This is a genomic window from Myroides phaeus (genome assembly GCF_900099675.1).
Taxonomy (GTDB): Bacteria; Bacteroidota; Bacteroidia; order Flavobacteriales; family Flavobacteriaceae; genus Flavobacterium; species Flavobacterium phaeum.
Genome location: NZ_FNDQ01000002.1, coordinates 177,134 through 203,908 on the forward strand (window position 1 = coordinate 177,134; position 26,775 = coordinate 203,908).

Annotated in this window: 24 protein-coding genes; 17 read left to right on the forward strand and 7 right to left on the reverse strand. The window is 32.4% G+C overall.

Translation table 11 applies throughout. The annotated features are described in order from the left end of the window. Nucleotide 1: 1 nt before the first annotated feature. Genes BLT46_RS01760 through BLT46_RS01775 form a run of 4 tightly spaced genes read left to right on the forward strand, consistent with a single transcriptional unit; the run spans nt 2 to nt 3,345 of the window. Entirely contained in the window at nt 2-934 is a 933-nt protein-coding gene (locus tag BLT46_RS01760) for a M28 family metallopeptidase (RefSeq protein WP_090405251.1), read from the forward strand. 1 nt (nt 935) lies between these two features. Further along, on the forward strand, nt 936-1,613 hold the full coding sequence (locus BLT46_RS01765) for an SDR family NAD(P)-dependent oxidoreductase (RefSeq protein WP_090405254.1): 678 nt from the start codon (nt 936-938) through the stop codon (nt 1,611-1,613). Nucleotides 1,614-1,625: 12 nt separating this feature from the next. Further along, nucleotides 1,626-2,249: a SprT-like domain-containing protein gene (locus BLT46_RS01770; protein WP_090405257.1), complete on the forward strand. Its 624-nt coding sequence runs from the start codon at nt 1,626-1,628 to the stop codon at nt 2,247-2,249. A gap of 7 nt (nt 2,250-2,256) precedes the next feature. Next, complete coding sequence (locus BLT46_RS01775; protein WP_090405260.1) at nt 2,257-3,345, forward strand: mannose-1-phosphate guanylyltransferase; 1,089 nt, start codon at nt 2,257-2,259, stop codon at nt 3,343-3,345. Between the two features lie 213 nt (nt 3,346-3,558). Here the strand turns inward: BLT46_RS01775 and BLT46_RS01780 are convergent, their stop codons facing one another. The 3 genes from BLT46_RS01780 to BLT46_RS01790 all read right to left on the reverse strand — a co-directional run bounded on the left by BLT46_RS01780 (nt 3,559) and on the right by BLT46_RS01790 (nt 6,007). After that, the gene (locus BLT46_RS01780) at nt 3,559-4,335 is read right to left on the reverse strand and encodes an ABC transporter ATP-binding protein (RefSeq protein ID WP_090405266.1); all 777 of its coding nucleotides are present in this window, start codon (nt 4,333-4,335) and stop codon (nt 3,559-3,561) included. 3 nt (nt 4,336-4,338) lie between these two features. Continuing rightward, entirely contained in the window at nt 4,339-5,085 is a 747-nt protein-coding gene (locus tag BLT46_RS01785; RefSeq protein ID WP_090405269.1) for an MlaE family ABC transporter permease, read from the reverse strand. A 67-nt stretch (nt 5,086-5,152) separates the two neighbouring features. Next, a complete protein-coding gene (locus BLT46_RS01790) occupies nt 5,153-6,007 on the reverse strand; it encodes a glycosyltransferase family 2 protein (RefSeq protein ID WP_090405272.1) in 855 nt (284 codons plus the stop codon). Between the two features lie 121 nt (nt 6,008-6,128). Between BLT46_RS01790 and BLT46_RS01795 the strand changes: the two genes are divergently transcribed. Beyond that, complete coding sequence (locus BLT46_RS01795; protein WP_090405275.1) at nt 6,129-7,595, forward strand: lipopolysaccharide biosynthesis protein; 1,467 nt, start codon at nt 6,129-6,131, stop codon at nt 7,593-7,595. A gap of 473 nt (nt 7,596-8,068) precedes the next feature. On the opposite strand, the gene BLT46_RS01800 is transcribed toward BLT46_RS01795, so the two are convergent. Continuing rightward, nucleotides 8,069-8,986, reverse strand: a complete 918-nt coding sequence (locus BLT46_RS01800; RefSeq protein ID WP_090405278.1) for a DMT family transporter — start codon at nt 8,984-8,986, stop codon at nt 8,069-8,071. A 403-nt stretch (nt 8,987-9,389) separates the two neighbouring features. On the opposite strand from BLT46_RS01800, the gene BLT46_RS01805 reads away from it, so the two are divergent. Next, nucleotides 9,390-9,569: a hypothetical protein gene (locus BLT46_RS01805; protein WP_090405281.1), complete on the forward strand. Its 180-nt coding sequence runs from the start codon at nt 9,390-9,392 to the stop codon at nt 9,567-9,569. A 53-nt stretch (nt 9,570-9,622) separates the two neighbouring features. On the opposite strand, the gene BLT46_RS01810 is transcribed toward BLT46_RS01805, so the two are convergent. Together BLT46_RS01810 and BLT46_RS01815 are read right to left on the reverse strand one after the other, a co-directional pair. Beyond that, nucleotides 9,623-10,681: a 3-oxoacyl-ACP synthase III family protein gene (locus tag BLT46_RS01810; protein WP_090405393.1), complete on the reverse strand. Its 1,059-nt coding sequence runs from the start codon at nt 10,679-10,681 to the stop codon at nt 9,623-9,625. 163 nt (nt 10,682-10,844) lie between these two features. After that, nucleotides 10,845-11,915 (reverse strand): alpha/beta hydrolase, encoded by a 1,071-nt coding sequence (locus BLT46_RS01815; protein WP_090405283.1) that lies wholly within the window; start codon nt 11,913-11,915, stop codon nt 10,845-10,847. Between the two features lie 130 nt (nt 11,916-12,045). Between BLT46_RS01815 and BLT46_RS01820 the strand changes: the two genes are divergently transcribed. The 3 genes from BLT46_RS01820 to BLT46_RS01830 all read left to right on the forward strand — a co-directional run bounded on the left by BLT46_RS01820 (nt 12,046) and on the right by BLT46_RS01830 (nt 18,075). After that, entirely contained in the window at nt 12,046-12,660 is a 615-nt protein-coding gene (locus BLT46_RS01820) for a hypothetical protein (RefSeq protein ID WP_090405286.1), read from the forward strand. A 430-nt stretch (nt 12,661-13,090) separates the two neighbouring features. Further along, nucleotides 13,091-17,503, forward strand: a complete 4,413-nt coding sequence (locus BLT46_RS01825; RefSeq protein ID WP_090405289.1) for an AAA domain-containing protein — start codon at nt 13,091-13,093, stop codon at nt 17,501-17,503. An 83-nt stretch (nt 17,504-17,586) separates the two neighbouring features. Next, nucleotides 17,587-18,075, forward strand: coding sequence for a hypothetical protein (locus BLT46_RS01830; protein ID WP_090405292.1), 489 nt, complete (start codon nt 17,587-17,589; stop codon nt 18,073-18,075). A 72-nt stretch (nt 18,076-18,147) separates the two neighbouring features. Here the strand turns inward: BLT46_RS01830 and gcvP are convergent, their stop codons facing one another. After that, on the reverse strand, nt 18,148-21,000 hold the full coding sequence (gcvP, locus tag BLT46_RS01835) for an aminomethyl-transferring glycine dehydrogenase (RefSeq protein ID WP_090405294.1): 2,853 nt from the start codon (nt 20,998-21,000) through the stop codon (nt 18,148-18,150). A 125-nt stretch (nt 21,001-21,125) separates the two neighbouring features. On the opposite strand from gcvP, the gene BLT46_RS01840 reads away from it, so the two are divergent. The 8 genes from BLT46_RS01840 (at nt 21,126) to BLT46_RS01875 (ending at nt 26,743) form a co-directional block, all read left to right on the forward strand. Continuing rightward, complete coding sequence (locus BLT46_RS01840; RefSeq protein WP_090405296.1) at nt 21,126-21,962, forward strand: UbiA prenyltransferase family protein; 837 nt, start codon at nt 21,126-21,128, stop codon at nt 21,960-21,962. Nucleotides 21,963-22,018: 56 nt separating this feature from the next. Further along, nucleotides 22,019-23,410, forward strand: coding sequence for a leucyl aminopeptidase family protein (locus BLT46_RS01845; protein WP_090405299.1), 1,392 nt, complete (start codon nt 22,019-22,021; stop codon nt 23,408-23,410). Between the two features lie 607 nt (nt 23,411-24,017). Further along, a complete protein-coding gene (locus BLT46_RS01850) occupies nt 24,018-24,425 on the forward strand; it encodes a hypothetical protein (RefSeq protein ID WP_090405302.1) in 408 nt (135 codons plus the stop codon). Beyond that, nucleotides 24,415-24,615 carry a helix-turn-helix transcriptional regulator gene (locus BLT46_RS01855; protein WP_090405304.1) on the forward strand — a complete coding sequence of 67 codons (201 nt, stop codon included), beginning with the start codon at nt 24,415-24,417 and terminating at the stop codon, nt 24,613-24,615. The genes BLT46_RS01850 and BLT46_RS01855 overlap by 11 nt, the downstream gene beginning before the upstream one ends. 74 nt (nt 24,616-24,689) lie before the next feature. Continuing rightward, a complete protein-coding gene (locus BLT46_RS01860) occupies nt 24,690-25,223 on the forward strand; it encodes a GNAT family N-acetyltransferase (RefSeq protein ID WP_090405307.1) in 534 nt (177 codons plus the stop codon). A 186-nt stretch (nt 25,224-25,409) separates the two neighbouring features. Beyond that, a complete protein-coding gene (locus BLT46_RS01865; RefSeq protein WP_090405310.1) occupies nt 25,410-25,955 on the forward strand; it encodes a HugZ family pyridoxamine 5'-phosphate oxidase in 546 nt (181 codons plus the stop codon). Nucleotides 25,956-26,066: 111 nt separating this feature from the next. Beyond that, nucleotides 26,067-26,381, forward strand: a complete 315-nt coding sequence (locus BLT46_RS01870; protein ID WP_090405313.1) for a hypothetical protein — start codon at nt 26,067-26,069, stop codon at nt 26,379-26,381. A gap of 68 nt (nt 26,382-26,449) precedes the next feature. After that, nucleotides 26,450-26,743, forward strand: a complete 294-nt coding sequence (locus BLT46_RS01875; RefSeq protein ID WP_245722920.1) for a hypothetical protein — start codon at nt 26,450-26,452, stop codon at nt 26,741-26,743. The last annotated feature ends 32 nt before the right edge of the window (nt 26,744-26,775 follow it).

A 26,775-nucleotide genomic window follows, 5' to 3' on the forward strand; every position in this document is an offset into this window, starting at 1 on the left:
AATGAAATTATATAGTTTTCTGGTTGGACTATTGTTAGTAGGATGTTCTACTATGAAGTCATCGTCAACAGAATTAGTAAGAGCAGATAAAGAGCGTATTTCAAATACTTTATATTATTTAGCATCAGATGAGTTAGAGGGACGTGATACTGGTGCAGAAGGAAATAGAAAAGCTGCAAGTTTTTTAAGTGAACACTTAGCAGGTTATGGTATTTCTCCTTTCTTTACCTCATATAATGATACTTTAAGTAATGTAAATAATAGTTGGAATGTTGTAGGTGTTATTCCAGGAAATGATAAATTTTTGAAGGATGAAGTAGTTGTTTTGGGGGCTCACTTTGATCATATTGGCATTCAAAAAGCAATAGATGGTGATTCAATTGCTAATGGAGCAAATGACAATGCTGCTGGTAGTGCAATTATGCTTGAATTAGCCAGAAACCTAACTAAAATGGATAATAAGAGAACTATATTAGTTGCTTTCTTTACTGGTGAAGAAAAGGGACTATGGGGCTCGAAACATTTAGCAAAACGATTAAAAAGTGAAAATGTAAATGTTGTTTCTATGCTTAACTTTGAGATGTTAGGTTTAGCAATGAAGCGTGATTATATGACTTACTTAACAGGTTATGATGTGTCAAATCTTGCTGAGAAATTGAATGAGCTTGCAGGTGAACCATTGGTAGGCAAGCTTGAAAAGGCAGAGGAGTTTAAATTATTTAAACGTTCAGATAACTATCCGTTTTATTTAGAATTTAAGATTCCAAGTCAAAGCTTTAGTTCATTTGACTTTGAGAATTATGAATATTATCATCATGTAAAAGACGAAGCTCAATTTATGGACTTAGATTTCATGACTTCATTTACTAATAAATTAATACCTGTTGTTAGTAAATTAGTTAATTTACCTGCAGGTGATATAAGATTAAAATAATATGAAAAATATAATTGTAACAGGTACCAGTAGAGGTATTGGATTAGAAACTGTGAAGACGTTAGCTGCATTAGGACATAATGTTTTAGCTATTTCACGTAAAGTTTCTGAAGAGTTATTAGGAATGACTAATGTTATTTGTTTGTCTGTAGATATTACAAAGGAAGAGGACTTAAAAAAAGTTTCTATTTTTCTCGAGGACAATTGGAAGGATGTAGACGTTCTTATAAATAATGCCGGAGCCATTGTTAATAAGCCATTTGAACAATTAACAAAGCAAGATTTTGATAGTGTATACCAAGTAAATGTTTTTGGTGTAGCACGCCTAATTCAGCTTTGTATTCCATATATGAAAGTAAACAGTCATGTTGTTACTATTAGTAGTATGGGAGGAGTTCAAGGTGTAATGAAATTTGGTGGTTTAGCTGCTTACAGTTCGAGTAAAGGAGCGGTTACGATTTTGAGTGAATTACTAGCTGAAGAATATAAAGACAAAGGAATTTATTTCAATGTTGTAGCTTTAGGTGCAGTGCAAACAGAAATGTTAGAAGAGGCATTTCCAGGTTATCAAGCACCAATCACTCCAGAAGAGATGGCAGATTATATTTGTAATTTTGCTATCAATGGTAATAAGTTTTTTAATGGGAAAGTACTTCAAGTATCAAGTACAACTCCTTAAAAGTAAATAAAATTGATAGAAAAGTTAAAACCTTACATACCAGAACAAGCATTAGGAGGGGTGTTTGAGTTGATTAAACATTATGAGGTTCATCTTAAGATAGTAAATGAACGTGTTACTAGGCACGGTGATTACACAAGAAATATAGATGGAAAGCATTTGATCACTGTAAATTCAAATCTTAATCCTTATCGTTTTTTAATGACTTTAATTCATGAAATAGCACATTTAGTTGCTTTTCAGAAATATGGAGGTCGTATAAAGCCACATGGTGTTGAATGGAAAAAAACTTTTCAACTATTAATGTTACCTTTTTTAAGACCACAAGTTTTTCCAAATGCTTTATTACCACTCTTAGCTAATCACTTTAGGAACCCATCAGCGAGTAGTGATACAGATGATAGGTTGTCTATAGCAATGAGAAGGTACGATGTTCAGGATAAAAGTGATAACATGTGTTTTGTATATGAGATTCCATTAGGAAGTCATTTTAGAACGTATAATGGTAAAATATTTAAAAGAGGACCTTTAAGAGTTAAAAGGTTTGAATGCTTAGAAGTATCAACGGGTCGTATTTACACTTTTAAAGCGAATGCTGAAGTAGAAATAATGACTCATTATGTTGTAAATAGATAATATATATATGAGTTCAAATTACTATGCTGTTATAATGGCAGGAGGAGTAGGGTCACGTTTTTGGCCGGTTAGTACTCCTGAGTTTCCAAAACAGTTTCACGATATGCTTGGTTCAGGGGATACTCTGATTCAAAAGACTTTTAAGCGTTTGTCCCAACTTATTCCTCAAGAGAATATTTTGATACTTACGCACGAGAATTACAAGGGTATTGTAAAGGAACAATTGCCATTAGTAGCTGACAATAATATTATATTGGAACCAGCAATGAGAAATACAGCGCCTTGTATTCTTTATGCTGCTATGAAAATTAAAAAGAACAATCCAAATGCAGTAATGGTAGTTGCGCCAAGTGATCATTGGATTGAAGATGAGTTACAATTCATTTCGAATTTACAACGTACATTTGATGTTTGTGAACGCGATAGTGTTTTAATGACATTGGGTATTTTACCTACTTTTCCAAATACAGGATATGGTTATATTGAGTTTAATAAGTTAGATTCAAGACCTATTAAGAAAGTAGTTCAGTTTCGTGAAAAGCCTGATTATGCAACTGCACGTAAATTTGTTCAAAGTCGTCATTTCTTATGGAACTCTGGTATTTTTGTGTGGAGTGTAGGGGCAATATTGGATGCGTTTTCTGAGTTTCAACCTGCGATGTCAGAGCTTTTTGATCAAGGATTTGAAAAGTATAATACAGCTGATGAAAAGTCGTTTATAGATGAAAACTATTCAAAGGCAGAGAATATTTCTATTGACTATGCTGTAATGGAGAAAGCAAACAATGTATATGTGCTACCTGCTACTTTTGATTGGAATGATTTAGGTACTTGGGGATCTTTGTATGATAAATTACCAAAAGATAATTCCGATAATGCTATAGTTAACGCACAAGCTTTCTTTAATAATGCTACAAATAACGTAGTACGCACAGATAAAGATAAGACGGTTGTTATTGATGGCTTAAATGATTATATCATAGTTGATAAAGAAGATATCTTATTAATTTATCCGAAAAGAAAAGAACAGGAAATTAAAAATGTTAGTCGTTATGTAGAATCTGAATTGGAGAAGAAAAACAAGTCAGAAGAGTAAGCGATGAACATTGATTATATTTTAAAACAAAGGCTTAGAGGTATCTCTAAGCCTTTTGTTTTGTCTGTATCTAATATATTAAGTGAACGAAATAAAGTGGTTTAAAAAGGAGTTTGTTAAGCTTCTTGTGTCTTTAGTGTACTTATCAATGGGGGACTCTCTTTTGTAATAAAAAAAGGCTCAGTTTTTACTGAACCTTTCTTACTTAATATATTATTTATTCTCTTTACCAATATGTCGAATTGCTTCACGCACCATTCTAAATAACTCAGAAGAGTAAACGAAATCTACAACATCTTCATTATTTGTTTGAATGATTTCTTTGTTGTTACCAGACCAAGCTAAAACCCCATTTTTAAGGAATACTATATGTTCTCCAATTTCAAGAACAGAGTTCATATCGTGTGTATTAATAACTGTTGTAATACCATATTCGTGAGTGATTTCCTGAATTAAGTTGTCAATTACAATTGCTGTTTTGGGATCTAATCCTGAGTTAGGCTCATCACAAAATAAGTATTTTGGATTGTTTACAATTGCTCTTGCAATAGCAACCCTTTTTTGCATACCACCTGATATTTCAGCAGGTCTTTTTTTATGAGCATTGATTAAATTAACACGTTCAATTACCTCGTCAACACGTATTTTAATCTCTTTCTCTGTTTTTGTAGTAAACATTTTAAGAGGAAAAGCAATGTTTTCTTCAACAGTCATTGAGTCAAAAAGAGCACTACCTTGGAATACCATTCCAATTTCAGTACGTAAGTCTCTTTTTTCCTTTTGTGTCAAATTAGCATAAATACGCCCATCAAAAGAAATATGACCACTATCAGGTGTGTGAATACCTAATAGTGTTTTAAGCAATACTGTCTTACCAGAACCACTCTGTCCAATAATTAAGTTTGTCTTTCCTGTTTCAAATGTAGTACTGATTCCTTTTAAAACCTGTGTACCATCAAATGATTTGATTATATCTTTTACTTCAATCATATCTTAATTACTTAAAAGAAGAGAGGTTAATACGTAGTTTGTCAAAATGATAGCTACACTTGTCCATACGAAAGCAGTTGTACTCGCTTTACCAACTTCAAGAGCTCCACCTTTCATATAATATCCAAAGTAAGACGGAATGGTTGCTAAAAGGAAACCAAATAACGCTGTTTTAATAAAAGCATACGCAACGTGGAAAGGAATGAAAGAGTCTTGTAATCCAATTATAAATTGTTCTGATGTAACAAAATTACCCATTACACCACCAAACCATCCTCCTAAAATACCAAGGAACATACTAATTCCAATAACGAATGGGTATAATAAAACAGCTACTAATTTTGGGAAAACTAAGTAGTTTAATGAACTAACCCCCATCACTTCTAAAGCGTCAATTTGTTCAGTAACTCTCATCGTACCGATGCTTGATGTAATAAAAGATCCCATTTTACCAGCCATAATGATTGATATAAAAGTTGGAGCAAACTCAAGAATTACTGATTGTCTTGTTGCAAAACCAATAAGGTATTTTGGAATTAAAGGATTTGTTAAGTTTAAAGCTGTTTGGATTGCAACTACACCTCCTACGAAGAAAGATAAGAAACAAACAATTCCTAAAGAACCGATGATTAAATCATCAATTTCTTTAAAAATAAGCTCTTTCATAACCTTCCATTTAGTCATCTTGCTAAAGATTTCTTTTAGCATAAGAAAGTACTGTCCTATATGTGTTAATCCAGATTTGATCATAAAAATTAAAATATCGGCTAAATTACCAATTACAAATGAGTTTTGAGTTTATTAGAGTAAAAAAAGACTAAAGCAGTTTAGATTTTATCTTCTGCCAGCGGTATTTTCTAATGAATTTACCTTGTTCTTCATTCACTAAATAAGGTTGTTTTTCTTTTTGTGCTTTGAAGTACCCTTTTAGATAATCTACAAAAAGAAGTGTTTTTTTCTTTTTAGTTGCCAATTTTAAACCAGCAATTGTTGTAATAACTAAACCATAGTGGAGTCTGTAAAAAGCTTCACCTTGTTTATATCTTGCAGACTTATCATAATTAGCACCTGTAGGTTTAAGATGTTTCACTTTGAGAGATTCAATTGTAACTACTTTCCAATTGTAAAAACGACATAGCAATTCATCAACAGTGTCCCATCCCATAGCTGTTCTCAAACCACCAATTTGCTCAAAGCACGATTTTCTATAAGCTTTAAACGCACCACGGATATGTTCTTTGTCAGTTAAGTTTTCTAATACCCATTGTCCACTTTTCTTTATATATGCAAATCCTCCAACCATACCGATTGTATTATCTGTTGCGAACGTATTAGCAATAGTTTCAAAATAGTCAATTGGTAGGATTAAATCGGCATCTAATTTTACAATAAAGTTATAATCTATTATAGAGGAAAGAGAATTTAAACCATAGTTAAATGCTTGAACAACCTTACTACCGGGTAAATGAATAGCCTCAGATTGTTTGTTGACAAGAGTAATCCAAGAATAGTTGTTAGCATATTGTTGAACAATAGTCGCTGTATTATCAGTAGAATTGTCATTGACCACGATGAGTTGTACGGGAGGCAAAGTTTGCTGTACTATACTATCTAATGTTTTGGATATAAAATCCGCCTCATTAAACGCAGGCATAATAACAATATAGTTCATTATCTTTAAGTCTTGAAAATTTAGATTGATAGTCTAAGATAACCATCAAAAGACAAATTTAAAAAAAATAGTAGTTAAGCATTTATTAGGAAGTATATTTGTAAGCATAATAAGTTAATTAATGGGGAGTAAGATTTCTACAAAACAAGCCTTTTTGTTTACCGCGATTAATTACATCGGGGTATTAATAGGTGTAATATCTACTGTATTAATTTACCCTCAAGACAAAGAAATGCTTGGTATCATTCGCTTTGTTGATGCTTGTGCACAAATATTATTTCCTATCATTGTACTTGGAAGTACACACGCGTTAATTAATTTCTATCCTAATTTAACCGAAAACTTACAGAAAAAACTATTCAGTTTTAGTTTACTATCCTTAGGAAAGCTTGCTTTGTTAGTAGGTGGACTTATTTATATTGGCTCTTTTTTCTACAAAGGAGATGATATTAAATATGTCTATATGGGATTTCCATTAGCTATAGCAATGGCTTATATTGAGCTATTTAGAAGACAAGCTACCAATTTACAGAAATTATCTTTTCCCACATTCTTTGAAAAAATAATTCCTAAAATAGCTTTACCTGCCGTTTTTTTAATGGTGATTTATGCAGGTTATACAATTAATCAAGCTATAGGATACTACATTATTGCCTATTATATCGTTGCATTTGTAATAGGGGGGTATATTTACAAGTACTTCCAATACAAATGGTATTGGAATTATAATGACTTATTTCAGTCACTCAGTAAAAAAGAATATTACGCTTATAGCCTATTCGCTTTTGCAGGTAGCTTTGGTTCTTTTTTTGCTTTTCGAGCAGATTCACTAATGATACCATATTTCATTTCTTACGAAGCTAATGGTACATATAATATCGGAGTTACCCTTGCATCAACCTTAGCAATTCCAGCTACAGGGGTGTTTGCTTTGTATGCTCCTGTCATTTCAGATTTGATAAAGCGAGTTCAATTGCGCGAGCTTAATCAGAAGTATAAAGAAGTAGCTCGTAACTTATTTTTTATTGGAATGCTATTGTTTACGTGTGTAGCAGTCGGAATAGAACCGTTGTTTAGATTACTACCTACTTATGACAAGTTAGCTCCATCTATCCCTATAATCTATTTATTGGGAGTAAATGTGGTTATAAATATGTCAACAGGATTTAATAGTGAAATAATTTCTTATTCAAAATACTATCGCTTTAACCTTGTATCAATACTAAGTTTAATGGTATTGAATGTAGCTTTAAATTACTTGTTGTTGACACAAACTACACTGGGGATATTTGGAGTAGGATTAGCTTCTTTATTGTCATTAACCTTATTTAATATTGCAAAGACATACTACATCTATCACAAGATGAAACTATGGCCTTTCGACCTTCAGTTCTTCAAGCTATTGATGACAATGATGTTGGTTGTTTTAGGAGTATTTGCAATACCGATGGATATTCATCCTTTATTCGAACTATGTATTCGCGTAACACTTGTTTTAGTTATCAACGGGTATTTTATCTTCCGCACCAATTGGGTAATTGGAATTAGACATGTTTTAATGAAGTTTATTAGCAAGTTTTTAAAGTGATAATTTATTTATTAAGCTTCGTTTTTAAAAGTTTCACTATATTTTTTTAGATTATGTTTCGTTGTTAATATGTCTGTTATATGATTTTAAATAAAAAATTGTACAATACAAATCAAGATTATCAACTCTAACAGTACGGTGAAAGCAAGATAGTATATCTTTAGTACTGACACCTATAAAAATTGATTTCAGCGTGGCGTGCTGTTTGTTTTATTCAGTGTAAGACAATAGTGCTGCCATAAGAAATAGGTAAAATATATGTGTGATTAAGGTTGTATTATTGGAGTAAATAAAAGGAGAGTATAATTAGATAGTGATGAGGTAGAAGGGTGTTAAAAGTAAATTCAGGGGTAAGGCAAGAATTATAGATGAAGTAGATTAACTATCTACTAAGCGGAATAACAATTTATGAAAAAAATAAGGCGATGTCTTATAGAAGACACCGCCTTAGAGCTATATTGAATTGATTTGTTTTAAAGTTCTGGTTCTGGCAATACTTTTTTCTTAATCATAGTAAGTAGTATAATTGTAACAATAATACACAAACTACCTATCCAATCCATTGTATGAAATTGTACTCCGAAATAAGTTATTGCTATAAACGTAGCAGATAATGGTTCAGCACAAGCAAGTAGACTTGCACGTTGTGGACCTATATTCTTAATAGCATTTAAGAAGATATAAAAAGGAATTAAAGTTCCTAAAAATACGATAAATGCAACTACTAAATAAGTATCTGTATCCCAAATCCCTTCCAATTTATGTGGAGGGTGAATGATACTCATCGCTGTTCCTGCAATTAACATACTCCAACCAATAATTGAAATTGGGCTATATCTGTTTAATAAATGTACAGGCATAATTGTATAAGCCGCTAATGCTAAAGCAGAAGCAATACCCCAACTCAATGCTGTTGGTGTAATGTTTAAACTTGTTATGTCTCCGTGGGTAACTAATAAGAACGTTCCCAACATAGCAAGACCAATAGCTAAAAACTCAATAGGTTTAGGCCATTTTTTTAATCTTAAAGCTAAGTAAATAGCAATAAATACCGGACCTGTATATTGTAATACAGTTGCTGTTGCAGCATTTGAATGCAAGATTGTTACAAAATATGTATACTGGACCGTTAACATTCCAAGGATACTAAACACAACTAAGTTGATTGCATCTTTTTTATCCTTCCATATTTTCCACACATCAGGATTTCTTTGTAGAATACCGAAAATAAGCATAAGTACTCCTGAAACTAATAATCTAACGGTTACTAACCATTCGGCGTTGAATTCTTTTTCTGTAAAAAGAAATTGTGCGAAAGTACCTGATACACCCCAAAGCATCGCTGCGAAAATAGCAGATGCAAAGCCTAAAAATTTGTTGTTTAATTGCATTTTATATAACGTACGTCTAATACATTAAGAGTTAAAAAAAAGAAATATTCTCTATTTGAAATATTGCGCAAAAGTACATAATTAAAAGCCTGAATATTCAGATAATATAGTGGATGAGCCGTTTTATTTAGTATGCATTTTTTGGTTTATTTTTTTGACGGAATTAATGCAGTAAATCAGGAATGCTTATTTATTGTTTAAGATATTATGTTTTTTTAATTTGATTGGTAGTCTTTTGTAAAAAGAAAATAGGGGAGTGGTGAGTAATCTTGTATTGTTTTATGCTTTTTTGCTTAGATACGAATGGAAATGAAGGTTACTCTATTATAAGTGTCGTATATCTGTTTTGAAATTGGCATTAATCTTGCTCTTTGTTTTATAGATAATTAAAAAGATAGGAGGTATGAATAAGATAGGAAAGTTTATGGTGGCAATAATTGTTTTATCTACAATCGTACTATTATTGGATTTATTTGATGTTTTTGGAAGTAAAGGAATTAGGTTTGTTTGTTATGTGGTCATTTGTATAGCAGGAGCTACTTTTTTCTTTGTTAACAAAAAACATAGTGATAGTGAAAAGTGAAATTAAATGATAAAAAAAGCCCAAAAAAGTGTCTAACTTTTTTGGGCTTTTTTCTATATCTGATAAGTAAAGGCATTGATGTTCATTCCAGCTCCTACAGAAGCAAAAAGTATTATATCTCCTGTTTCAAAGCTGTGGTTTTCTAATTCTTTATTAATAATCATATCGTATAAAGTAGGAAGTGTAGCTACACTACTATTACCTAATTTTTGAATATTCATAGGCATAATGTATTCAGGCATTTCCATATCGTATAATTCATAAAAGCGTTTTACAATGGCTTCGTCCATTTTTTCATTTGCTTGGTGAATCATAACCTTTTTAATTCTCTTGATATCAATTCCACTTTTATCAACACAACTCTTCATTGCTTTAGGAACGTTTAGAAGAGCAAACTCATATATTTTACGTCCATACATTTTGATGTACTTTGTGTCTTTATCAAGATCTGGATTGTACGATTTTCCGAAATGAATAAAGAAAGCTTCTTCTAATGTATGACTTGCACTTTCAACAGATAAAATCCCTCCACCATCGTGAGTACGCTCAAGAACAGTAGCACCTGCGCCGTCAGCATAAATCATAGAATCGCGATCGTGTAGGTCAATTACTCTTGATAACGTTTCAGCTCCAATTACTAAACATCGTTTAGCCATTCCAGCATTCATAAATGCGTAGGCTTGAATTACCCCTTGTAACCATCCAGGACAACCAAATAAAACGTCAAAAGCTACGCAACTTGGATTAGCTATTTTCAAGTTGTGTTTAACTCTTGCTGCTAAGCTTGGTACAATATCGGATTGAATAGTACCGTGTTTAATATCTCCAAAGTTGTGTGCAAAGATGATGTAATCAAGAGTTTCAGGGTCAATATTTGCATTTTGAATTGCGCGTTGAGCAGCAATTGTTCCGATGTCAGTTGTTGTAAGATTATTTTCTACATATCTTCTCTCTTCAATTCCTGTAATTTGCTGAAGTTTTTTAGCTATGCGTTCATTATTATCTTTTAATGGTAAACCATTTTCATCTCTAAAATCAAACTGACCAAAGTCTTGGTTGCCTATTACTTTAGTAGGAATATAGCACCCAGAACTTACAATTTTAATATTCATGTTGTTATTGTTGGTTAATATCTTAGTAAACTTATGTTTTTCATTTTTAAAAATGAAGAAATTTGCTTTGTTTTTTAGCATATTAACGGATAAATAGGTGCACTTATTGTTTTTTTGTAGTTTATTTCTTCATTTAGTTTTAAAAATAAATAATTGAGTTGGGTTATTCCTTTTCTTTTTTGTTAATAATCATACATTTAGGATAATGTTTTTCTTTATACTGAATTAAATAATTAGCGACTGCAATTTCATTATTTTGTTGAAAATATTTTATGATAGTTGTTAGGTATTGCTCATTAGGAACTAATGTAAAGTGAAGGTTTTTACTTAAAGCATCAAAGGAGCTTTCTAACAAGTTAAGGTTTGTTTTAAGTTGCTTAAAGTTGATTTTGTATCCTTCGAAAATATATCGCAAGCCGTCTAAATTTCCTTTCATTGGAATACTACCGTGGTCTTCTCCTGTATATTGTTTGTATTTGTATTGTAGATTTAATGGTGTACTATTCTTAAGAAATTTATCAAATTCTTTAATTGCATTATAGTGTTCAGCAAGATGGTCTGTATTTTCTTTTTCGTCCACTTGAGTTAAGAATAACTTCCTGTTTTGAAAGTCATATTTTTTAGCGTCTTGATAGTTTTGTAAGATAATTTTATCGTCCCACCATATACTTGGATCGTGTACAATGTAAGCATTAAACATTGACGTTCTCGTCAGTAGGTTATTTAAAGCTGTTATGCCACCAAAAGAATGCCCTATTAAAATATTGTAGCCTACGGTTCTAAAATTTGTATTGATATATGGAAATAGTTCTGTTTCAATGAAATCAAAAAATAAAGCATTTCCTCCGGAGTCTCCCTTGATTTTGTTGCTTTGTTCTTGGGACATAGAAGAAGTGTTTTTTACTGTTGGTGTTAAATCTCTTGTCCTATTTGTATTGACAATCCCTACAATTATCATTTCAGGAATTGAAGGATAAGGATATTTAGATAGTTTTTCAACATAAGCAGATAAGTAGTTAAAGTTAGATTCACTATCTAATAAATAGATGACGGGATAGTGCTGAGGTGTTAGTGAACTATCGTTATAAGATTTAGGTAAATGAATTTGTATAGTTCTATTTTCGTTTAAAACAGAAGATAAAATAGTATAAGATGTCCCTATGTTAATAGGCTCTTGTGCAGTTGAGGCAATAGAGAATAAAAAAGTAAATAAGAGTGTAATAAAGTATTTCATAAATATGGTTGTTATGAGTACAAATATAACCCCTTGTTTAAAATCATTCTAATTAATTAGGCGTGTTTTTTGATAATTATGCGGTCAAATAATTGTAATTTTACGGTTAGTGTGTAAATTAGTGTTGATTATGAGTAGATTAGTTTTTTCGGTTATTTTTGTTTGTTGTTCTTTTATGGGATTTGGGCAACAGAATAGACCTAAAGTTGAGGTGAATGTTTTAGATTCTAAAGCCAAGGATAAAAGCTTGGTTACAGTTGTTTTGTTAAACAACACAAATGACACTTATTGGTTTCCTTGGGATACTTCAGACTTAGCATATAGTGCAAGTATTGGAAGTACTTATGAAAATATGGTGTTTTTACTGCAACAAAAAGTTTATAACGTTGCTGATAAAGTAGACGAGCCTGTCTTAGTAAGTGCGAATTTCGATTCTTCTGCTATCTTGGCAAAATGGCAAGAGAAGGTAAAAAGCAAGACTGTAAATGATTATGTAATTCTTAAGCCCAAAAGTCATATTCAATTGAGACTACCCTTTAAAGTTGTGAAAGAATTAGTCCCTGCTTGGTACGCTCCAAAAGAGAAAGTAGTAGAAGGAGGTTTTGAATATTATGTAAGTTATAATTTAATCCCTAAAAATGTTGAGCAGTTAGTAGGGGAGAAGATATTTAGTCAAGTGAAGGCTAAAGGATATAAGTTATACACAGAGCCTTTAAAATCTAATAAGGTACCGATTGTAAAGTAAATAAAAAAAGAGAAGCTGACTAACCTCTCTTTTTTTAATTTAGTAAAATAAAATAATACCTTCCTTTGGCTTTTGTAAAAGTAGTACCATATTTTAGGTCAAATTATGATAGCTGTCATTTTTTTAAATGTTTTAATTCTTTAATTAAAAAGATGATTAGAATTACAACTTCTGATTTACGTTGATTTGTGATATTTTATGTAGACAATGTGTTTGATTTGTGATATTTTAAAAGAATAATACTTTCTATATTTGATATAGAATGTGATTTGATTCATACAGAGGTGATTTATTTTTTGTAAAGGGAGAACTTTAATAGAGTTCTCCCTTTTTTTATTGCTGTGATTTAATTCTATATTGATGTACGAATTATTGTATAAGTCATTTCTGTATTATCTTTGAAAAGTATTATAAGAATTACTTCATAGTTATGTTAGATAATAAGCAAACAACTTCTTTTTTCACATCGTTATTACAGGTTTACGTAGGAAAAGACACTTCAATTATAACTAAGTATAAAGTGTTGAGAAGCTTGTTAAATAAGATTACAAAGAATATTACTGCAAAAGAAGTACTTCAGTTCTCTAATTTATTTTCTCGTTTATCATTTATCTGTAATAAATACCAGGTTTCTAAAAATATTCATTCGTTCAGAATGATTAGCAATGAACTTCGAGAAGTTAGTACAGAAGAATTAGACTTGTTTTTTCCTACCTATTGGAAAGACATCAATGAGTTTGTATCCCAAGTTTACAATGTACCAGTTCCGGATTTAAATCGACTTGCTTATCCAGAAAAAGAGATAAGACGAGAGAGAAAAGAAGAGGAGTATAGTGGTTTTGTTGATAAGCTGAAAGTAGTCGTTGTGCATAAGCAACCAGATATTTTAATCTGTGAAGTCGAAAATACTACGACAGAACAACATATTCGCGTTCGTATAAATGAATTTGGTGTTAATGATGTTTTTACTACGTGTAATCAATTGTGGGTTGGAGCTACTCTATATTTAATCAATGTTGGAATTGACGATCATCAAATTTACCATCCAAAAATTGTAGTACTTGAACCAGATTATTTAATCGATGTTTCTGCTATTGCCGAGTGTTTTCAAGATTTTGGTGCTTCTCCATTACTATTTTTAAAAGCGAAGTTTGAACCAATATCAAATAATAAGTACTTGCTGATTGGTAATTTTGCCAACGCTGTAATGGATGAATTAGTGAGTTCTGAAGATGCACGTACTGTTGAATTTGATAGCATCTTTGTAAAGCATTTTGAGACTTATCCATTTGAACATACTGCTTGTAGTGATATTTATTCATCTGAAGAATTTAGACAATATGCTTTTGTTTGTCGTTCTCATTTTAATACAATAAAGCGTGTTTACTTGAATGAATTTCACCAATACGGTATATCAAGTCAAGGGAACATTTCTTTAGAACCGAGTTTTTTGAGTAATGTTTATGGAGTACAAGGACGTTTAGATGTCTTGCATACGATACCTTCCAAAGCAAATAAGACTACAATTGTTGAGTTAAAGTCGGGAAGTACTCCATTTCCTGATGATGGCTTTAGTGTTAAACCAAATCACTCTGTACAGTTATATTTATATCACCTGATGTTGTCTGTTGTAAATAATATAAGCTTTCAGGATATCGGTAATGAACAATATTTAAGTGGTTTTATTTTTTATAGTAAAACAACAAGTGGCAATCTTCGTACAGACCACATTACTCTGGCTCGTGTGCAGGAGATATGTGATGTTCGCAATCAAATTATTTTAAACGAACAGATCTTAAAGTCTGACGATTTAGAGGCTATACAAACGTTAATTAGTAAGGTTAATCCTGCAAGGCTAATTAGCAATCCAATAAACAGTAAGTTTAAAGATATACTTACCAAGCAGATTAATGCTTTTTTAAATCCTTTATACAATGCGAGTGAGTTAGAATTGACTTATTTCTATTCCTTTGTGAGCTTTATTGCAAGAGAACAATATATCAGTAAACTTGGAATTGGAAACTATGAAGGGAATAATGGATTAGCCAGTTTATGGTTAGATGATTTAGATGATAAAATTGAGAAGTACAGTATTTTATTTGACTTAGAGATAAAGGAAAATCGCATATCTACTGATGAAAAATTGATTGTTTTTAATCGAACAATTACAGATGATTTTGTGAATTTTAGAGAAGGGGATATATGTGTTTTATACCCCAGAGAAACAGAAGCAGATATTGCTGTTTCTCATCAGATATTCAAATGTTCTATCAGAAAGATTACGAAGGATACAGTAGTGGTTGTGTTTAGACATATGCAACGCAGTATTGAATATTTTAAACAATTTAAATATTGGGCATTGGAACGGGATTTTATGGATAGTTCCTTTACCAGTATGTATAAGGGAATGTATTCATTTATGAATGCTCCAGCTAAACATCGTCAGGTGATGCTAACACAGTTGCCTCCAGCTTTAGGTGTGCCGTATGGTTTTGATAAGTCAACATTGTCTGTAGAACAAAACCGCATTTTAAATAATGCATTGAGTACAGAGGATTATTTTGTTTTGAACGGACCTCCGGGTACTGGAAAAACGTCTCATATCATCAAAGAGTTGGTGAGGGAGTTATACGTGAATAGCAATCAAAATATTTTACTGCTTGCTTATACTAATAAGGCAGTCGATGAGTTGTGTGAAACTATTAATGAAGCATTAAGTGATATTACCTCAACAAACAACTACAAGTTTATCCGTATAGGGAGCTCGCTATCTTGTAACAGTAGTTTTCACAATTGTTTGTTAGACAATATTATCATAGAGAAACGCAAACAACTTGCATTAGAGGAGGAGAAGTTTACTCGTGGTAGTTTAGCAAAAATAATAAGTAGTAATAGGATATTTGTTTCTACTGTCGCTTCTATGTCAAGTAAAGATGATGTGTTTAAATTAAAGCGATTTGATACTTTGATCATTGATGAGGCTTCTCAGATATTAGAACCGCAGATTATCGGAATGCTACACAAGTGTAAGCGATTTATAATGATTGGCGACCACAAGCAGTTGCCAGCAATTGTTGTACAAGATGAGGTAAGTTCAAAAACGAATAATGTCTTGTTACAAAATATGGGGCTGGCAGATAGACGAAATTCATTGTTTGAAAGACTGTTTAACTATTGTAAGGGCAATGGGTTTGATTATGCTTGTGATACGTTGACTTATCAAGGGCGAATGCACCAAGACATTGCTTTGTTTCCAAATATCAATTTCTATGACGGACAGTTAAAAGAGGCTTATCACCTAACTAATTTATCAGAAGGGGCAAAGAATAGTTTAGCTCGTCAAGTGCGTGAATTATCCTTCAATGTCCCTGCGGATTGTAATAGACAATTAGATACTGCGCTTGCAAATAAACGCCTTTTGTTTTTTAATAGTGAAGAAGAACAGTCTGACCAATCTGGAAAGGTTAATGAAGGTGAGGCAGATTTGGTTGTGCATATCATTCAACGATTAATTGAGATTTATGCATACAATAAGCAATCATTTGATGTAAGCAGTAGAATTGGAATAATAGCTCCGTTTAAAAATCAAATAGCCTTGATTAAGAACAAACTGGAGGAAGCAGGTATTCCAGGATTTGATTTAATAACGGTAGATACAGTAGAGCGATTTCAAGGTGGGCAACGCGATATAATTATTTATTCGTTTGCAGTAAATAATTTATCTCAATTAGATAGCGTTGTAAACTTGAATGAAGATAAGACTGTTGATCGTAAGTTGAATGTAGCTTTAACCCGTGCAAAAGAGCAAATCTTTTTAATTGGTAATGCGGGAATATTGAGTCAGAACGATGTTTATTATAAGTTGATTGAGTTCATCAGAGAAAAAGGAGGTTTTGTAGAAAATACTATTCAAGAAATTCTTTTACAAGAAACAAATGATAGTATACAAAGTGCAATAAAAGAGGAGGTACTAAGTTGTCTTGTTTTTGATGCATTTTTTAAGAGTGAAGTAGTTTTGCCTTTAAAAGAAAAGGGATTATATACTGATAATTTAATTTTTAATAGACCAGCTTTTTATATACAAAACAATGTGTTAGCATATGGTCCTACTGATTTTAATACGGGATATGATGAAGAGGGAGTTTCCATAAATGAAGAGTCTAAAGTTGATTTGTTTTATTTATTACACGGAGAAGAAGGGTATTATGGATACCAAGTAATTTCTAATCGAGTTGAACAATTTTTAGCGAATGAAATAGATAATTCGAATGGTGGAATTTCAGTTGTAGATTTTAGTTCATTGGCGGGAATTTACGCTATTGAGGTTCATCAACAGTTGCTTAAAGTTATTAACAATACTGTTGATAAGTATGTTGATAACTATGAACAAGCTGTTAGTATAAAGGTATTCAATGTTAATAAGTATAAGGTAGTTACTAACAAAGCAAAAGAGCTTATCAATGCGTATGCAAGTAAATACTCAACCAGTGATCTGTCTCTTGAATGTATTGAGTTTACTGGGATAGAAGAGTTTAATTTGGTTTTGAGACAATCGGGAGTTGTGATTTTTAATGTTGACGAGAGTTGTTTTACAACTGATTCTACAATGTTTGAATTGTTGATAAAAGTTATTAACAATGCTGTTAGTAGTTTAAAATATAGTAGTTGTATTATCGTGTATAAAAAGCAATACAATAGCAGTTTTCACTTAGAACAATTAAAGCGAATTATACAAGATGATTATCACGTAGTTACTAAAGAAATTAAGAACGTAACTTATTTGAATACTGCTTTTGGAGAAGAGAAAACACAAGTATTAAACTATGAAGTTTTATGTTTTTAGTAGCAGTAGTATTTTTGCATTATAGGGGGAGTTTTGTTTACGATAAACAAATGAGATACTTTTGTGTTTAAATATATGTAGATATGAAGAAAATTATAATAGTCCTATTGGCAGGTTTGTTTTTATTAACTTCTTGTAAGAATAGAGAAGCTGATTTGAATTTAAGTGTTTCAAAGTGGAACTCTACTATTTCTAAAATGGAAGCTGTTTATAACATAGAAAGTAGAATTGAGAAACCTTCAGATTTTGTTGTAATCAAAGGAAGAGCGACTGAAGCTAAAGAATATATTGCTAATTCAATGGAAGAGTACCTGGCAATGGACTTAGAGGAGGATGTAAAACCAATGAGAGACGCTTTGATCTCTTATATGAGAGGAAGTGATGCAACATTAGATGTTTACTTAGAAATGAGCGCAAAAGCTGATAGTTTAACTAATAGCGATATGCAACACTATTATACGAGGTTAGAAGAGTTGTCTATGGAGTTAAATCACGATGCAATTAAATTGAAAGATTTGCAACGAGAGTTTGCTAAAGAACATCATATCAGAAATTATATTATTGAAGATTAGAAAATCTCTATTGAGCATAAAAAAAGCACCATCATTAGATGGTGCTTTTTCGTATTTATAAATCCGTTTGGATTAGTTTTCCATATATACTTCAATAGGAGCACAAGAACAAACTAAGTTTCTATCTCCGTATGCATCGTCAATACGACGTACAGAAGGCCATAATTTGTTTTCAGCTACATAAGGTAGTGGATAAGCCGCTTTTTGTCTTGAGTATGGTAAATCCCAATTATCAGCAGTTAATAAAGCTAATGTATGTGGAGAGTTTTTCAACTCATTCACTGGGTTTTCAATAGTAGCATTCTCAATTTCTTTACGGATAGAGATCATTGCATCACAGAAACGGTCAAGCTCTTCTAAGCTTTCACTTTCTGTTGGTTCAATCATCAAGGTACCAGCAACAGGGAAAGATACCGTTGGAGCGTGGAATCCGTAGTCGATTAAACGTTTAGCAATATCAGTAACTTCAATTCCTTTGTCTTTAAACTCACGTACATCAAGAATCATTTCGTGTGCAGCACGACCTTTTTCACCTGTGTATAGAATAGAATAATGCTCTTCTAAACGTGTTTTAAGGTAGTTAGCATTTAAGATTGCTTGTTGTGTAACTTTCTTCAATCCGTCTGTTCCTAACATAGCGATGTAACCATAAGAGATTAAACATACTAATGCAGAACCATAAGGTGCAGCAGAAATAGAAGTGATAGCATTTTTACCACCTACCTTTACTATTGGGTTAGAAGGTAAGAACTCAACTAAGTGTTCTGCAACACAGATTGGTCCTACACCAGGTCCACCACCTCCGTGAGGAATAGCAAATGTTTTGTGTAAGTTTAAGTGACAAACGTCAGCACCAATATTTGCTGGGTTTGTAATAGCAACTTGTGCGTTCATATTAGCACCGTCCATATACACTTGTCCTCCATTGTCGTGGATGATTTGAGTAATCTCCATAATAGCAGATTCGTAAACTCCGTGTGTAGAAGGATAAGTAACCATTAAACAAGACAAGTTGTCTTTGTATTGTTCAGCTTTAGCTTTTAAGTCTGCAACGTCAATATTTCCTTCAGGAGTAGTTTTAGTAACTACAACTTTCATTCCTGCCATAGCAGCAGAAGCAGGGTTAGTTCCGTGAGCAGAAGCAGGGATTAAAGCAATATCTCTTTGGAAATCTCCTCTTGCGTGGTGGTAAGCACGAATAGTCATAAGACCAGCGTACTCTCCTTGTGCTCCTGAGTTTGGTTGTAATGTTGTACCTGCAAAACCAGTAATAACACTTAATTTATCTTCAAGGTCTTTCAACATTTCTAAGTAACCTTGTGCTTGATCAGCAGGAACGAATGGGTGAACATTATTCCATTGTGGGTTACTTAAAGGCAACATCTCAGCAGCTGCGTTTAATTTCATTGTACAAGAACCTAAAGAAATCATTGAGTGATTCAATGCTAAATCTTTACGCTCAAGTTTTTTAATATAACGCATTAACTCTGTTTCAGAGTGGTAGCTGTTAAAAGCAGCGTGTTGTAAGAACGTAGAAGTACGTTTTAATTTAGCTGGGTATTTAACAGTAGTTTCGTCTAATGCAACAACTTCAAAAGCATCTTTACCTACAGCCTTAGCAAAAATAGCTACGATTGTGTTGATGTCTTTTAATTCTACAGTTTCGTTTAAAGAAATAGAGATTGTGTTAGCATCGATATAATTGAAGTTAATTTGATTTTCAAGAGCAATTGCTTTTACTTTTTCAGCATCAGCTTTTACAGTGATTGTATCAAAGAAAGCAGCATTTGTTTGTTCAATACCTAATTTCTCTAAGCTTGTAGCTAAAGTAACCGCTTTTGCGTGTACACCGTTAGCGATTGCTTGCAATCCTTTTGGTCCGTGGTACACAGCGTAGAAACTTGCCATTACAGCTAACAATACTTGAGCAGTACAAATGTTAGAAGTAGCTTTCTCACGTTTGATGTGTTGCTCACGAGTTTGAAGTGCCATACGTAAAGCCATATTACCATCAGCGTCTTTAGAAACACCGATAATACGTCCTGGCATACTACGTTTGTATTCTTCTTTAGTAGCGAAATAAGCCGCGTGAGGACCTCCATATCCTAATGGAATACCGAAGCGTTGTGTAGTTCCTACTACAACATCAGCTCCCATTTCTCCTGGAGGAGTTAAAGTAACTAAAGATAAGATATCAGCAGCTACAGCTACTTTGATGTCTTTAGATTTTGCAGTGTGAATAAAATCAGCGTAGTCATTTACGATACCGTGTTTTCCTGGGTATTGTAACATTGCTCCATAGAATTCTTCAGAGAAATCAAATTCTTGGTGATTACCAACAACTAATTCAACTCCAAAAGGTGTTGCTCTTGTTTGTAATACAGATAAAGTTTGAGGTAAAATCTCTTCAGAAACGAAGAACTTAACAACGTTGTTTTTCTTTTGATCTCTTGTTCTAACGTCAAATAACAAGATCATAGCTTCAGCAGCAGAAGTTGCCTCGTCTAAAAGAGAAGCGTTAGCAATCTCCATTCCTGTTAATTCTATTACAGTTGTCTGGAAGTTTAACAAAGCCTCTAAACGACCTTGTGCCACCTCAGCTTGATACGGCGTGTACGCAGTATACCATCCTGGGTTTTCAAATACATTACGAATAATAGCTGCAGGTACTACAGCCTCGTTATATCCTAAACCGATAAAAGAGCGGAATATTTTATTTTTGTTACCCAATGCTTGAATATGAGATAAGTATTCATATTCGTTCATTGCAGGAGCAAGATTTAATTCTTCTTTTAAACGAATAGCGTTTGGAAACGTTTCGTCAATCAGTTGCTCGATGTTTTCAACCTTTACAGTCTTAAACATTTGTGCTAAGTCCTCAGGACGAGGACCAATGTGTCTTAAAGCAAATGCGTTTGTTTTCATTTGGACAATTAAATATTAGTTGTGTTTAAGCACACAAAAATAACCATTAATCTGACATTTTGTCGATTATTACTTTTAATTTTGAAAACTTATAATACTATTTGATAATTATTTTCAGAATACTTATGGATTTGATGAGGAACAAGGGAATTGATTTTTATTTAAATGGAAGTATTCACGTATCGGTTGCTGTTTTCGCGCTGGTACAAATGACCTTTTACTTTTGTCGATTGCCATTTGATGGTGTTGTTTCTACTATGGCGTTTACGGGAACACTTTTTTCATACAACTTTATTAAGTATGCCGATTTTGTATATCATCACAGGTATAGTTTATCGCGTAAATTCAAGACGATAGTTACTGTTAGTTTATTAGCTTTAGTCATTGGTACAATCTGTTTTTTCTTGCTTAGTTTCAAAGCACAGTTAGTAACCATTAGTCTCTTATTACTATCTGTTTTTTACGCTATTCCTATCAATGATAAAATACCGAACCTCCGCAATTGGGCAGGGTTAAAAGTTTATATTGTTTGTCTTTGCTGGGCAACAGTTACTTTGATTGTTCCGATTGTTAATGCAGGATTGGAGTTGAGTTGGGATATTGGAATTAAGTTTGTACAACGCTTTATCTTGGTATTGATTTTAATAGGGATTTTCGAGATAGTGGACTTGCAATTTGACGATAATAAACTAAAAACTTTACCTCAAACTTTAGGGGTTGTCAATACCAAGTGGCTGTTGACATTATTGTTAATTCCCTTTTATGTAATCGAATTTTTTAAAGTAGGTTATCAACCTATACAAGCTTGGAATAATCTTGTTATTGTGTTGCTAACTCTTTTTTTTATTTGGTATGCTTCGAAAGAGAGAACGAAGATATACACCCTTTTTTGGGTGGAAAGTGTACCTATTGTATGGTGGCTTTTAGTAGTGTTGGAAAGCTTTTCTGAAACTCAAGCATAGTGTTTTTTAGTTGAGTCTAAAAAAATGTATATTTGCAATAATATAAATACACAAAGATGATACAACTTGTAAATGACGTTAAGACAAACGGAAATGTAGTTTTCGTTTTAAGCAAAGACAATAAAGGAGCTGTTGTTGTTCCTGAGTTTTTAAATGACTTCGTAAAAAGCTTTGAAGAAAGCAAAAAAGAAGAGGACTTCGCTAAAGTAGGAAGTCAATATTTCTTCTTCATAAAAGAGAATACAGATTTAGAAAAAATGCGTTTAGCAGGATTTAATATCCGCAAACAATTAGATAAGAAAGCAGATAACTTAAGCATCGTTGGTAACGGCGAAGCTACTTTAGCATTGACTGAAGGGTTTATGTTGTCTAACTACCAATTCTTGAAATACTTCAAGGAAGCAGAAGAAATGAAATATGCTTTAACTAATGTTGAGGTAAAAGGAGATTTCACTGCAAAGCAAATCGCTGACTTAAACAATACAATCAAAGCTGTTTACTGGGCACGTACAATGGTAAATGAGCCAGTAAACTTTTTAACTGCAACACAATTATCGAAAGAGATTGAATTGTTAGGAAAAGAAGCTAATTTCTCTGTAAAAGTTTTAGAACGCAAAGAAATTGAAGAGTTGAAAATGGGAGGTTTATTAGCTGTAAACAGAGGTTCTGTTGAGCAACCAACATTTACAGTAATGGAGTACAAACCTGCTAACCCAATCAACAAAAAGCCAATCGTATTAGTTGGTAAAGGTGTTGTATATGATACAGGAGGTTTAAGTTTAAAACCAACAGCTGGATCTATGGACTCAATGAAGAGTGATATGGGTGGGGCTGCTTGTATGGCAGGTACTATTTATGCTGCGGCATTAAATGAAGTAAACGTTCACGTAATTGGATTAATTCCTGCTACTGACAACCGCCCTGGTGGAGATGCTTATGCTCCTGGTGACGTTATTACAATGTATGATGGAACGACAATTGAAGTATTGAATACAGATGCAGAAGGACGTATGATTTTAGCCGATGCTATTGCATATGCTAACCAATACGAACCTGCAGTTATTATTGACGCAGCTACATTAACTGGAGCAGCATTAGTAGTAGCTGGAGATATGGCTTCTTGTATTATGGGTAATGAAGAAAAAGTTATTCAAGACATCGTTAAGTCTGGTTACAATGTTCACGAACGTTTAGCACAATTGCCTTTCTGGGATGACTACAAAGATTTATTAAAATCGAACGTAGCTGATATGAAGAATATTGGTGGACGTTATGCTGGTACTATCACAGCTGGTAAATTCTTAGAGCACTTCGCTAAACATCCATATGTACACATTGATATCGCTGGTCCAGCTTGGATGGATTCTCCAAGAGATTATAAAGGAAACGGTGGTACTGGTAGTGGAGTACGTACATTAGTTGACTTCTTGACAAATTACAAAGGATAATCTTGTAGTTAAGCGTTATATAATTTAGATAAGGGCTGTATTCTCAAATGAGAGTACAGCCCTTATTTTTTTTGGTTTAATAATGTAGTGTTTTGAGTTTAGGAAAAAAATAGATTATTGTCTTAACCTTAGTTTAAAGAGAGGGTAATGGGAACTATTTTAATCTTTTTTTGAAGCTAATTTGATGTAGATATTTACTTTTTTAGTTGTTTTTGAACGATTATAAAGGGAAATGGGATATTTTTAGTTAGGAATTTAAAACTTTATTTTTTTCGATATACTGCTTGTTAACCACTTGTAGAGGTAGATTCGGAATGTTAGTATAACCAATATATAGATGGAATATAAGTAGCTTGTTCAACAATTATCCGACAATTGTCCGACATTTGTTTGTGTATAGCTCCTGTATAGCCCGAAAATACTGAGATAGAATTATTTTTGTCGGAGAATAGTCGGACAATTGTGGGAGGATTCTCAAGTAATCGTAGGGTTAGAGATAGTAAGTATGTTTTGTGTGTGACATCATTAATGTATTGTTTTTGATGTAAAGTTTGTTTGTCTAATTGTAAAGTTTATTTTACATTTGTGACTATGAAATTTAAAACTTATGAGAAACTTACCTTTATTTCCAAACTACTTTAAATGGGTAGTAATTGCTATAATATTATTAGACATTATTATAGCTTTTGTGTTTAGAGATTTTCTAAAACAATATGGAGATTATAGCAAAGAAATTATGCTTACAATTATCAGTTTAGCTTTGTTGATATTGTTTTGGACAAAAAGAAAAGAGGATGACGAAATGTTTGTGCAGTTGAGATTAAACACGATGACAGGAGCTATTGTTTTTTTGATAATATATGTGTTGATAAATAATATTTTTAGCCTTGTTGCAGACGAAGAAGAGATTGGGCGGCTATCAGCAGGAATGGGAGTATTTACAATGATGGTTTTTATAACTTTAATGTTTGAACTGCAATTGCGAAAATTGAAAAAAAGTAACAATGAAGAATAACGTAAAAATAGAACGTACTCGTTGCGGATTAACCCAGCAGGAATTAGCTGATTTGTTAGCTGTTTCTCGACAAACAGTTAATTCTATAGAAGCGAATCGGTATGTTCCTTCTACTGTATTAGCCTTAAAACTGAGTAAGTTTCTCAAGACTAAAGTAGAGGAATTGTTTAGTTTGGAGGAGAGTGATTGATTAAAAAAGTATTTCATACTTCCCAAACAAATCGTATTCTTGTTATTCAGAGTTAATATAACAATTACATAGTTATGCAATTTAATATAACAGCAGATGGTACTATTATTAGTGCAACCAACGGTTTCCATTTAGTTGATAAAAATAATGTTCAATTAATTCGCCCGTTAGCAGAGAAGATTTGGCCAAAGACTTATGGTACAATTATTACAGAAAAACAGATAGCTTATATGTTGCCTATGATGTATAGTAATGAAAGAATATTTGGTGAAATAGAGCAAGGCTATATATGGGAAATGTATATTGAAAATAATCAACTGTTAGGGTACTTAGATTACAAATTAATGGATGATAATCGCGTCTTTCTTTCAAAAATATATGTAGATACAGACCAACAACAAAAAGGAATTGGTAAAGTAATGCTAACTCGTGTTATTGACTATGCTAAGGCACAAAAGGCTACCGCTGTATACCTAACAGTAAATAAGCAAAATACCAAAGCAATTAGTTTCTATGAACGCAATAGGTTGAAATGTATCAAGTCAGAAACATTTGATATTGGCAATGGGTATGTAATGGATGATTATATTTATCAGTGCAATATTTAAAAGGTATTGAAGATATTTTTATATGCAACAAAGCGAGGAATTATTTCTTCGCTTTTGTTGTTTTAAAAGCTTTTGTGCTAATTAGCACATAGTTAAATTTTAAGGGATTGGATAAATACAGGTATAGTTATTTTTATTTAGTTTAAATAATTTATTATATTCGCATTATAATTAAATAGCATAACCATGAGCACGAATACAACAAACCCAAATTTCGACCAAAGTAAAGTGAAACCAAAAGCTCCAAAAGTAGAAGAGTTAATCAATGAATGCAAGTCAATTATGATGGCTACAATCAATGAAGATGGAACTCCTTTGGTGAGTACTGCACCTTACTCAAGAGTTGGAAATGATTTTCAAATCTTAGTTTCTTTTATGGCTAAACACACTAAGAATTTGAGAGATAGAAAACAAGTTTCTTTTATGTTTGTAGAAGATGAGAGTGCTTCTAAACAATTATATGCAAGACACCGCTTAACTTTAGATACAGTTGCAGAATTAGTGGAAAAAGAAAATCCATTATATGAAAAGGCGATGATAGATTTAAAAGAAAGACACGGTAAAGTTGTTGAGGTATTAGGTGACTTAGAAGACTTTATTATGTTTAATTTCAAACCAGTTAAAGGGTCTTATGTAAACGGATTTGGTAGTGCGTACTTCGTTGATGAGAATTTAGAAGTAATGGAACACAGAAGAGGAATGCACGGAGCTCATAATGCTCATACAAAATAGTAGATGTAATTAGCTTTTATATATTTTATCTAAAAAGTCTTTGTATAGTTATGTACAAAGACTTTTTTATTTTAATGTAAAAATGTAGTTTTGAACAGATTTAAATAAAAGATGTCAAAAGGTCAAGTTCATATTCGATGTTATAACTGTGGTGAGTTCAATGCTAATGCAGAGGAATGTGAACATTGTGGTGCTATACTTGATTTAGTAAAGCGTCGTGAGCAAGAAAGACAAGATTACATTAAAGAGAAAGAACGCATCGAAATATTAAAGGGGCCAAGTAAAGTGGATCGCTTTTTTAGTGCAATGACTAATCACCGTTGGTTATTGGTAAGATTAGTGTTTAAACTCATCTATGGTGTTTGGATAGTATTTATGGCAATAGTGATGTTTATTGCTTGGTTTATTGGAGTGGTTGTAGCGTGAGAATATTAAAACATAGGTTGTTTATCGGTATGTTGCTTCTTGGAGTTATAATATATATACTGCAACGATTGGGGATAGTACTACCTTCTTTTGTCAATAATTATGTCAACGATTTATTAGCAGTACCTCTTACTGCGTGGCTTACTTTAGCCGTTTTAAAACAGTGGAAAGGATATATCTTTCTTTTATCTCCTTTGATGATTATGACTATTGTCTTTTATTTTTCAGTATATTTTGAATGGTATTTACCTCAGCATAATCCCAGATATACTGGCGATTTCATTGATGTTCTTTGTTATATCGCAGGTGGTATTGCTTTTTATTTTATCCAAAAGAAGTACATTCCATCTTCAAAGAAGTAATTCAGAATAGTTTTTTTTCGTATTTTTAATTC

What these genes read in the sequence shown, in the direction of transcription:
- BLT46_RS01760 (WP_090405251.1), top strand. Translation starts at nt 2, where the DNA reads ATGAAATTATATAGTTTTCTGGTTGGACTATTGTTAGTAGGATGTTCT.
- BLT46_RS01815 (WP_090405283.1), bottom strand. Translation starts at nt 11,915, where the DNA reads ATGAAATACTTTATTACACTCTTATTTACTTTTTTATTCTCTATTGCC.
- BLT46_RS01810 (WP_090405393.1), bottom strand. Translation starts at nt 10,681, where the DNA reads ATGAATATTAAAATTGTAAGTTCTGGGTGCTATATTCCTACTAAAGTA.
- gcvP (WP_090405294.1), bottom strand. Translation starts at nt 21,000, where the DNA reads ATGAAAACAAACGCATTTGCTTTAAGACACATTGGTCCTCGTCCTGAG.
- BLT46_RS01830 (WP_090405292.1), top strand. Translation starts at nt 17,587, where the DNA reads ATGAAGAAAATTATAATAGTCCTATTGGCAGGTTTGTTTTTATTAACT.
- BLT46_RS01805 (WP_090405281.1), top strand. Translation starts at nt 9,390, where the DNA reads ATGAATAAGATAGGAAAGTTTATGGTGGCAATAATTGTTTTATCTACA.
- BLT46_RS01870 (WP_090405313.1), top strand. Translation starts at nt 26,067, where the DNA reads ATGTCAAAAGGTCAAGTTCATATTCGATGTTATAACTGTGGTGAGTTC.
- BLT46_RS01795 (WP_090405275.1), top strand. Translation starts at nt 6,129, where the DNA reads ATGGGGAGTAAGATTTCTACAAAACAAGCCTTTTTGTTTACCGCGATT.
- BLT46_RS01780 (WP_090405266.1), bottom strand. Translation starts at nt 4,335, where the DNA reads ATGATTGAAGTAAAAGATATAATCAAATCATTTGATGGTACACAGGTT.
- BLT46_RS01800 (WP_090405278.1), bottom strand. Translation starts at nt 8,986, where the DNA reads ATGCAATTAAACAACAAATTTTTAGGCTTTGCATCTGCTATTTTCGCA.
- BLT46_RS01765 (WP_090405254.1), top strand. Translation starts at nt 936, where the DNA reads ATGAAAAATATAATTGTAACAGGTACCAGTAGAGGTATTGGATTAGAA.
- BLT46_RS01825 (WP_090405289.1), top strand. Translation starts at nt 13,091, where the DNA reads ATGTTAGATAATAAGCAAACAACTTCTTTTTTCACATCGTTATTACAG.
- BLT46_RS01775 (WP_090405260.1), top strand. Translation starts at nt 2,257, where the DNA reads ATGAGTTCAAATTACTATGCTGTTATAATGGCAGGAGGAGTAGGGTCA.
- BLT46_RS01865 (WP_090405310.1), top strand. Translation starts at nt 25,410, where the DNA reads ATGAGCACGAATACAACAAACCCAAATTTCGACCAAAGTAAAGTGAAA.
- BLT46_RS01820 (WP_090405286.1), top strand. Translation starts at nt 12,046, where the DNA reads ATGAGTAGATTAGTTTTTTCGGTTATTTTTGTTTGTTGTTCTTTTATG.
- BLT46_RS01790 (WP_090405272.1), bottom strand. Translation starts at nt 6,007, where the DNA reads ATGAACTATATTGTTATTATGCCTGCGTTTAATGAGGCGGATTTTATA.
- BLT46_RS01855 (WP_090405304.1), top strand. Translation starts at nt 24,415, where the DNA reads ATGAAGAATAACGTAAAAATAGAACGTACTCGTTGCGGATTAACCCAG.
- BLT46_RS01860 (WP_090405307.1), top strand. Translation starts at nt 24,690, where the DNA reads ATGCAATTTAATATAACAGCAGATGGTACTATTATTAGTGCAACCAAC.
- BLT46_RS01785 (WP_090405269.1), bottom strand. Translation starts at nt 5,085, where the DNA reads ATGATCAAATCTGGATTAACACATATAGGACAGTACTTTCTTATGCTA.
- BLT46_RS01840 (WP_090405296.1), top strand. Translation starts at nt 21,126, where the DNA reads ATGGATTTGATGAGGAACAAGGGAATTGATTTTTATTTAAATGGAAGT.
- BLT46_RS01845 (WP_090405299.1), top strand. Translation starts at nt 22,019, where the DNA reads ATGATACAACTTGTAAATGACGTTAAGACAAACGGAAATGTAGTTTTC.
- BLT46_RS01850 (WP_090405302.1), top strand. Translation starts at nt 24,018, where the DNA reads ATGAGAAACTTACCTTTATTTCCAAACTACTTTAAATGGGTAGTAATT.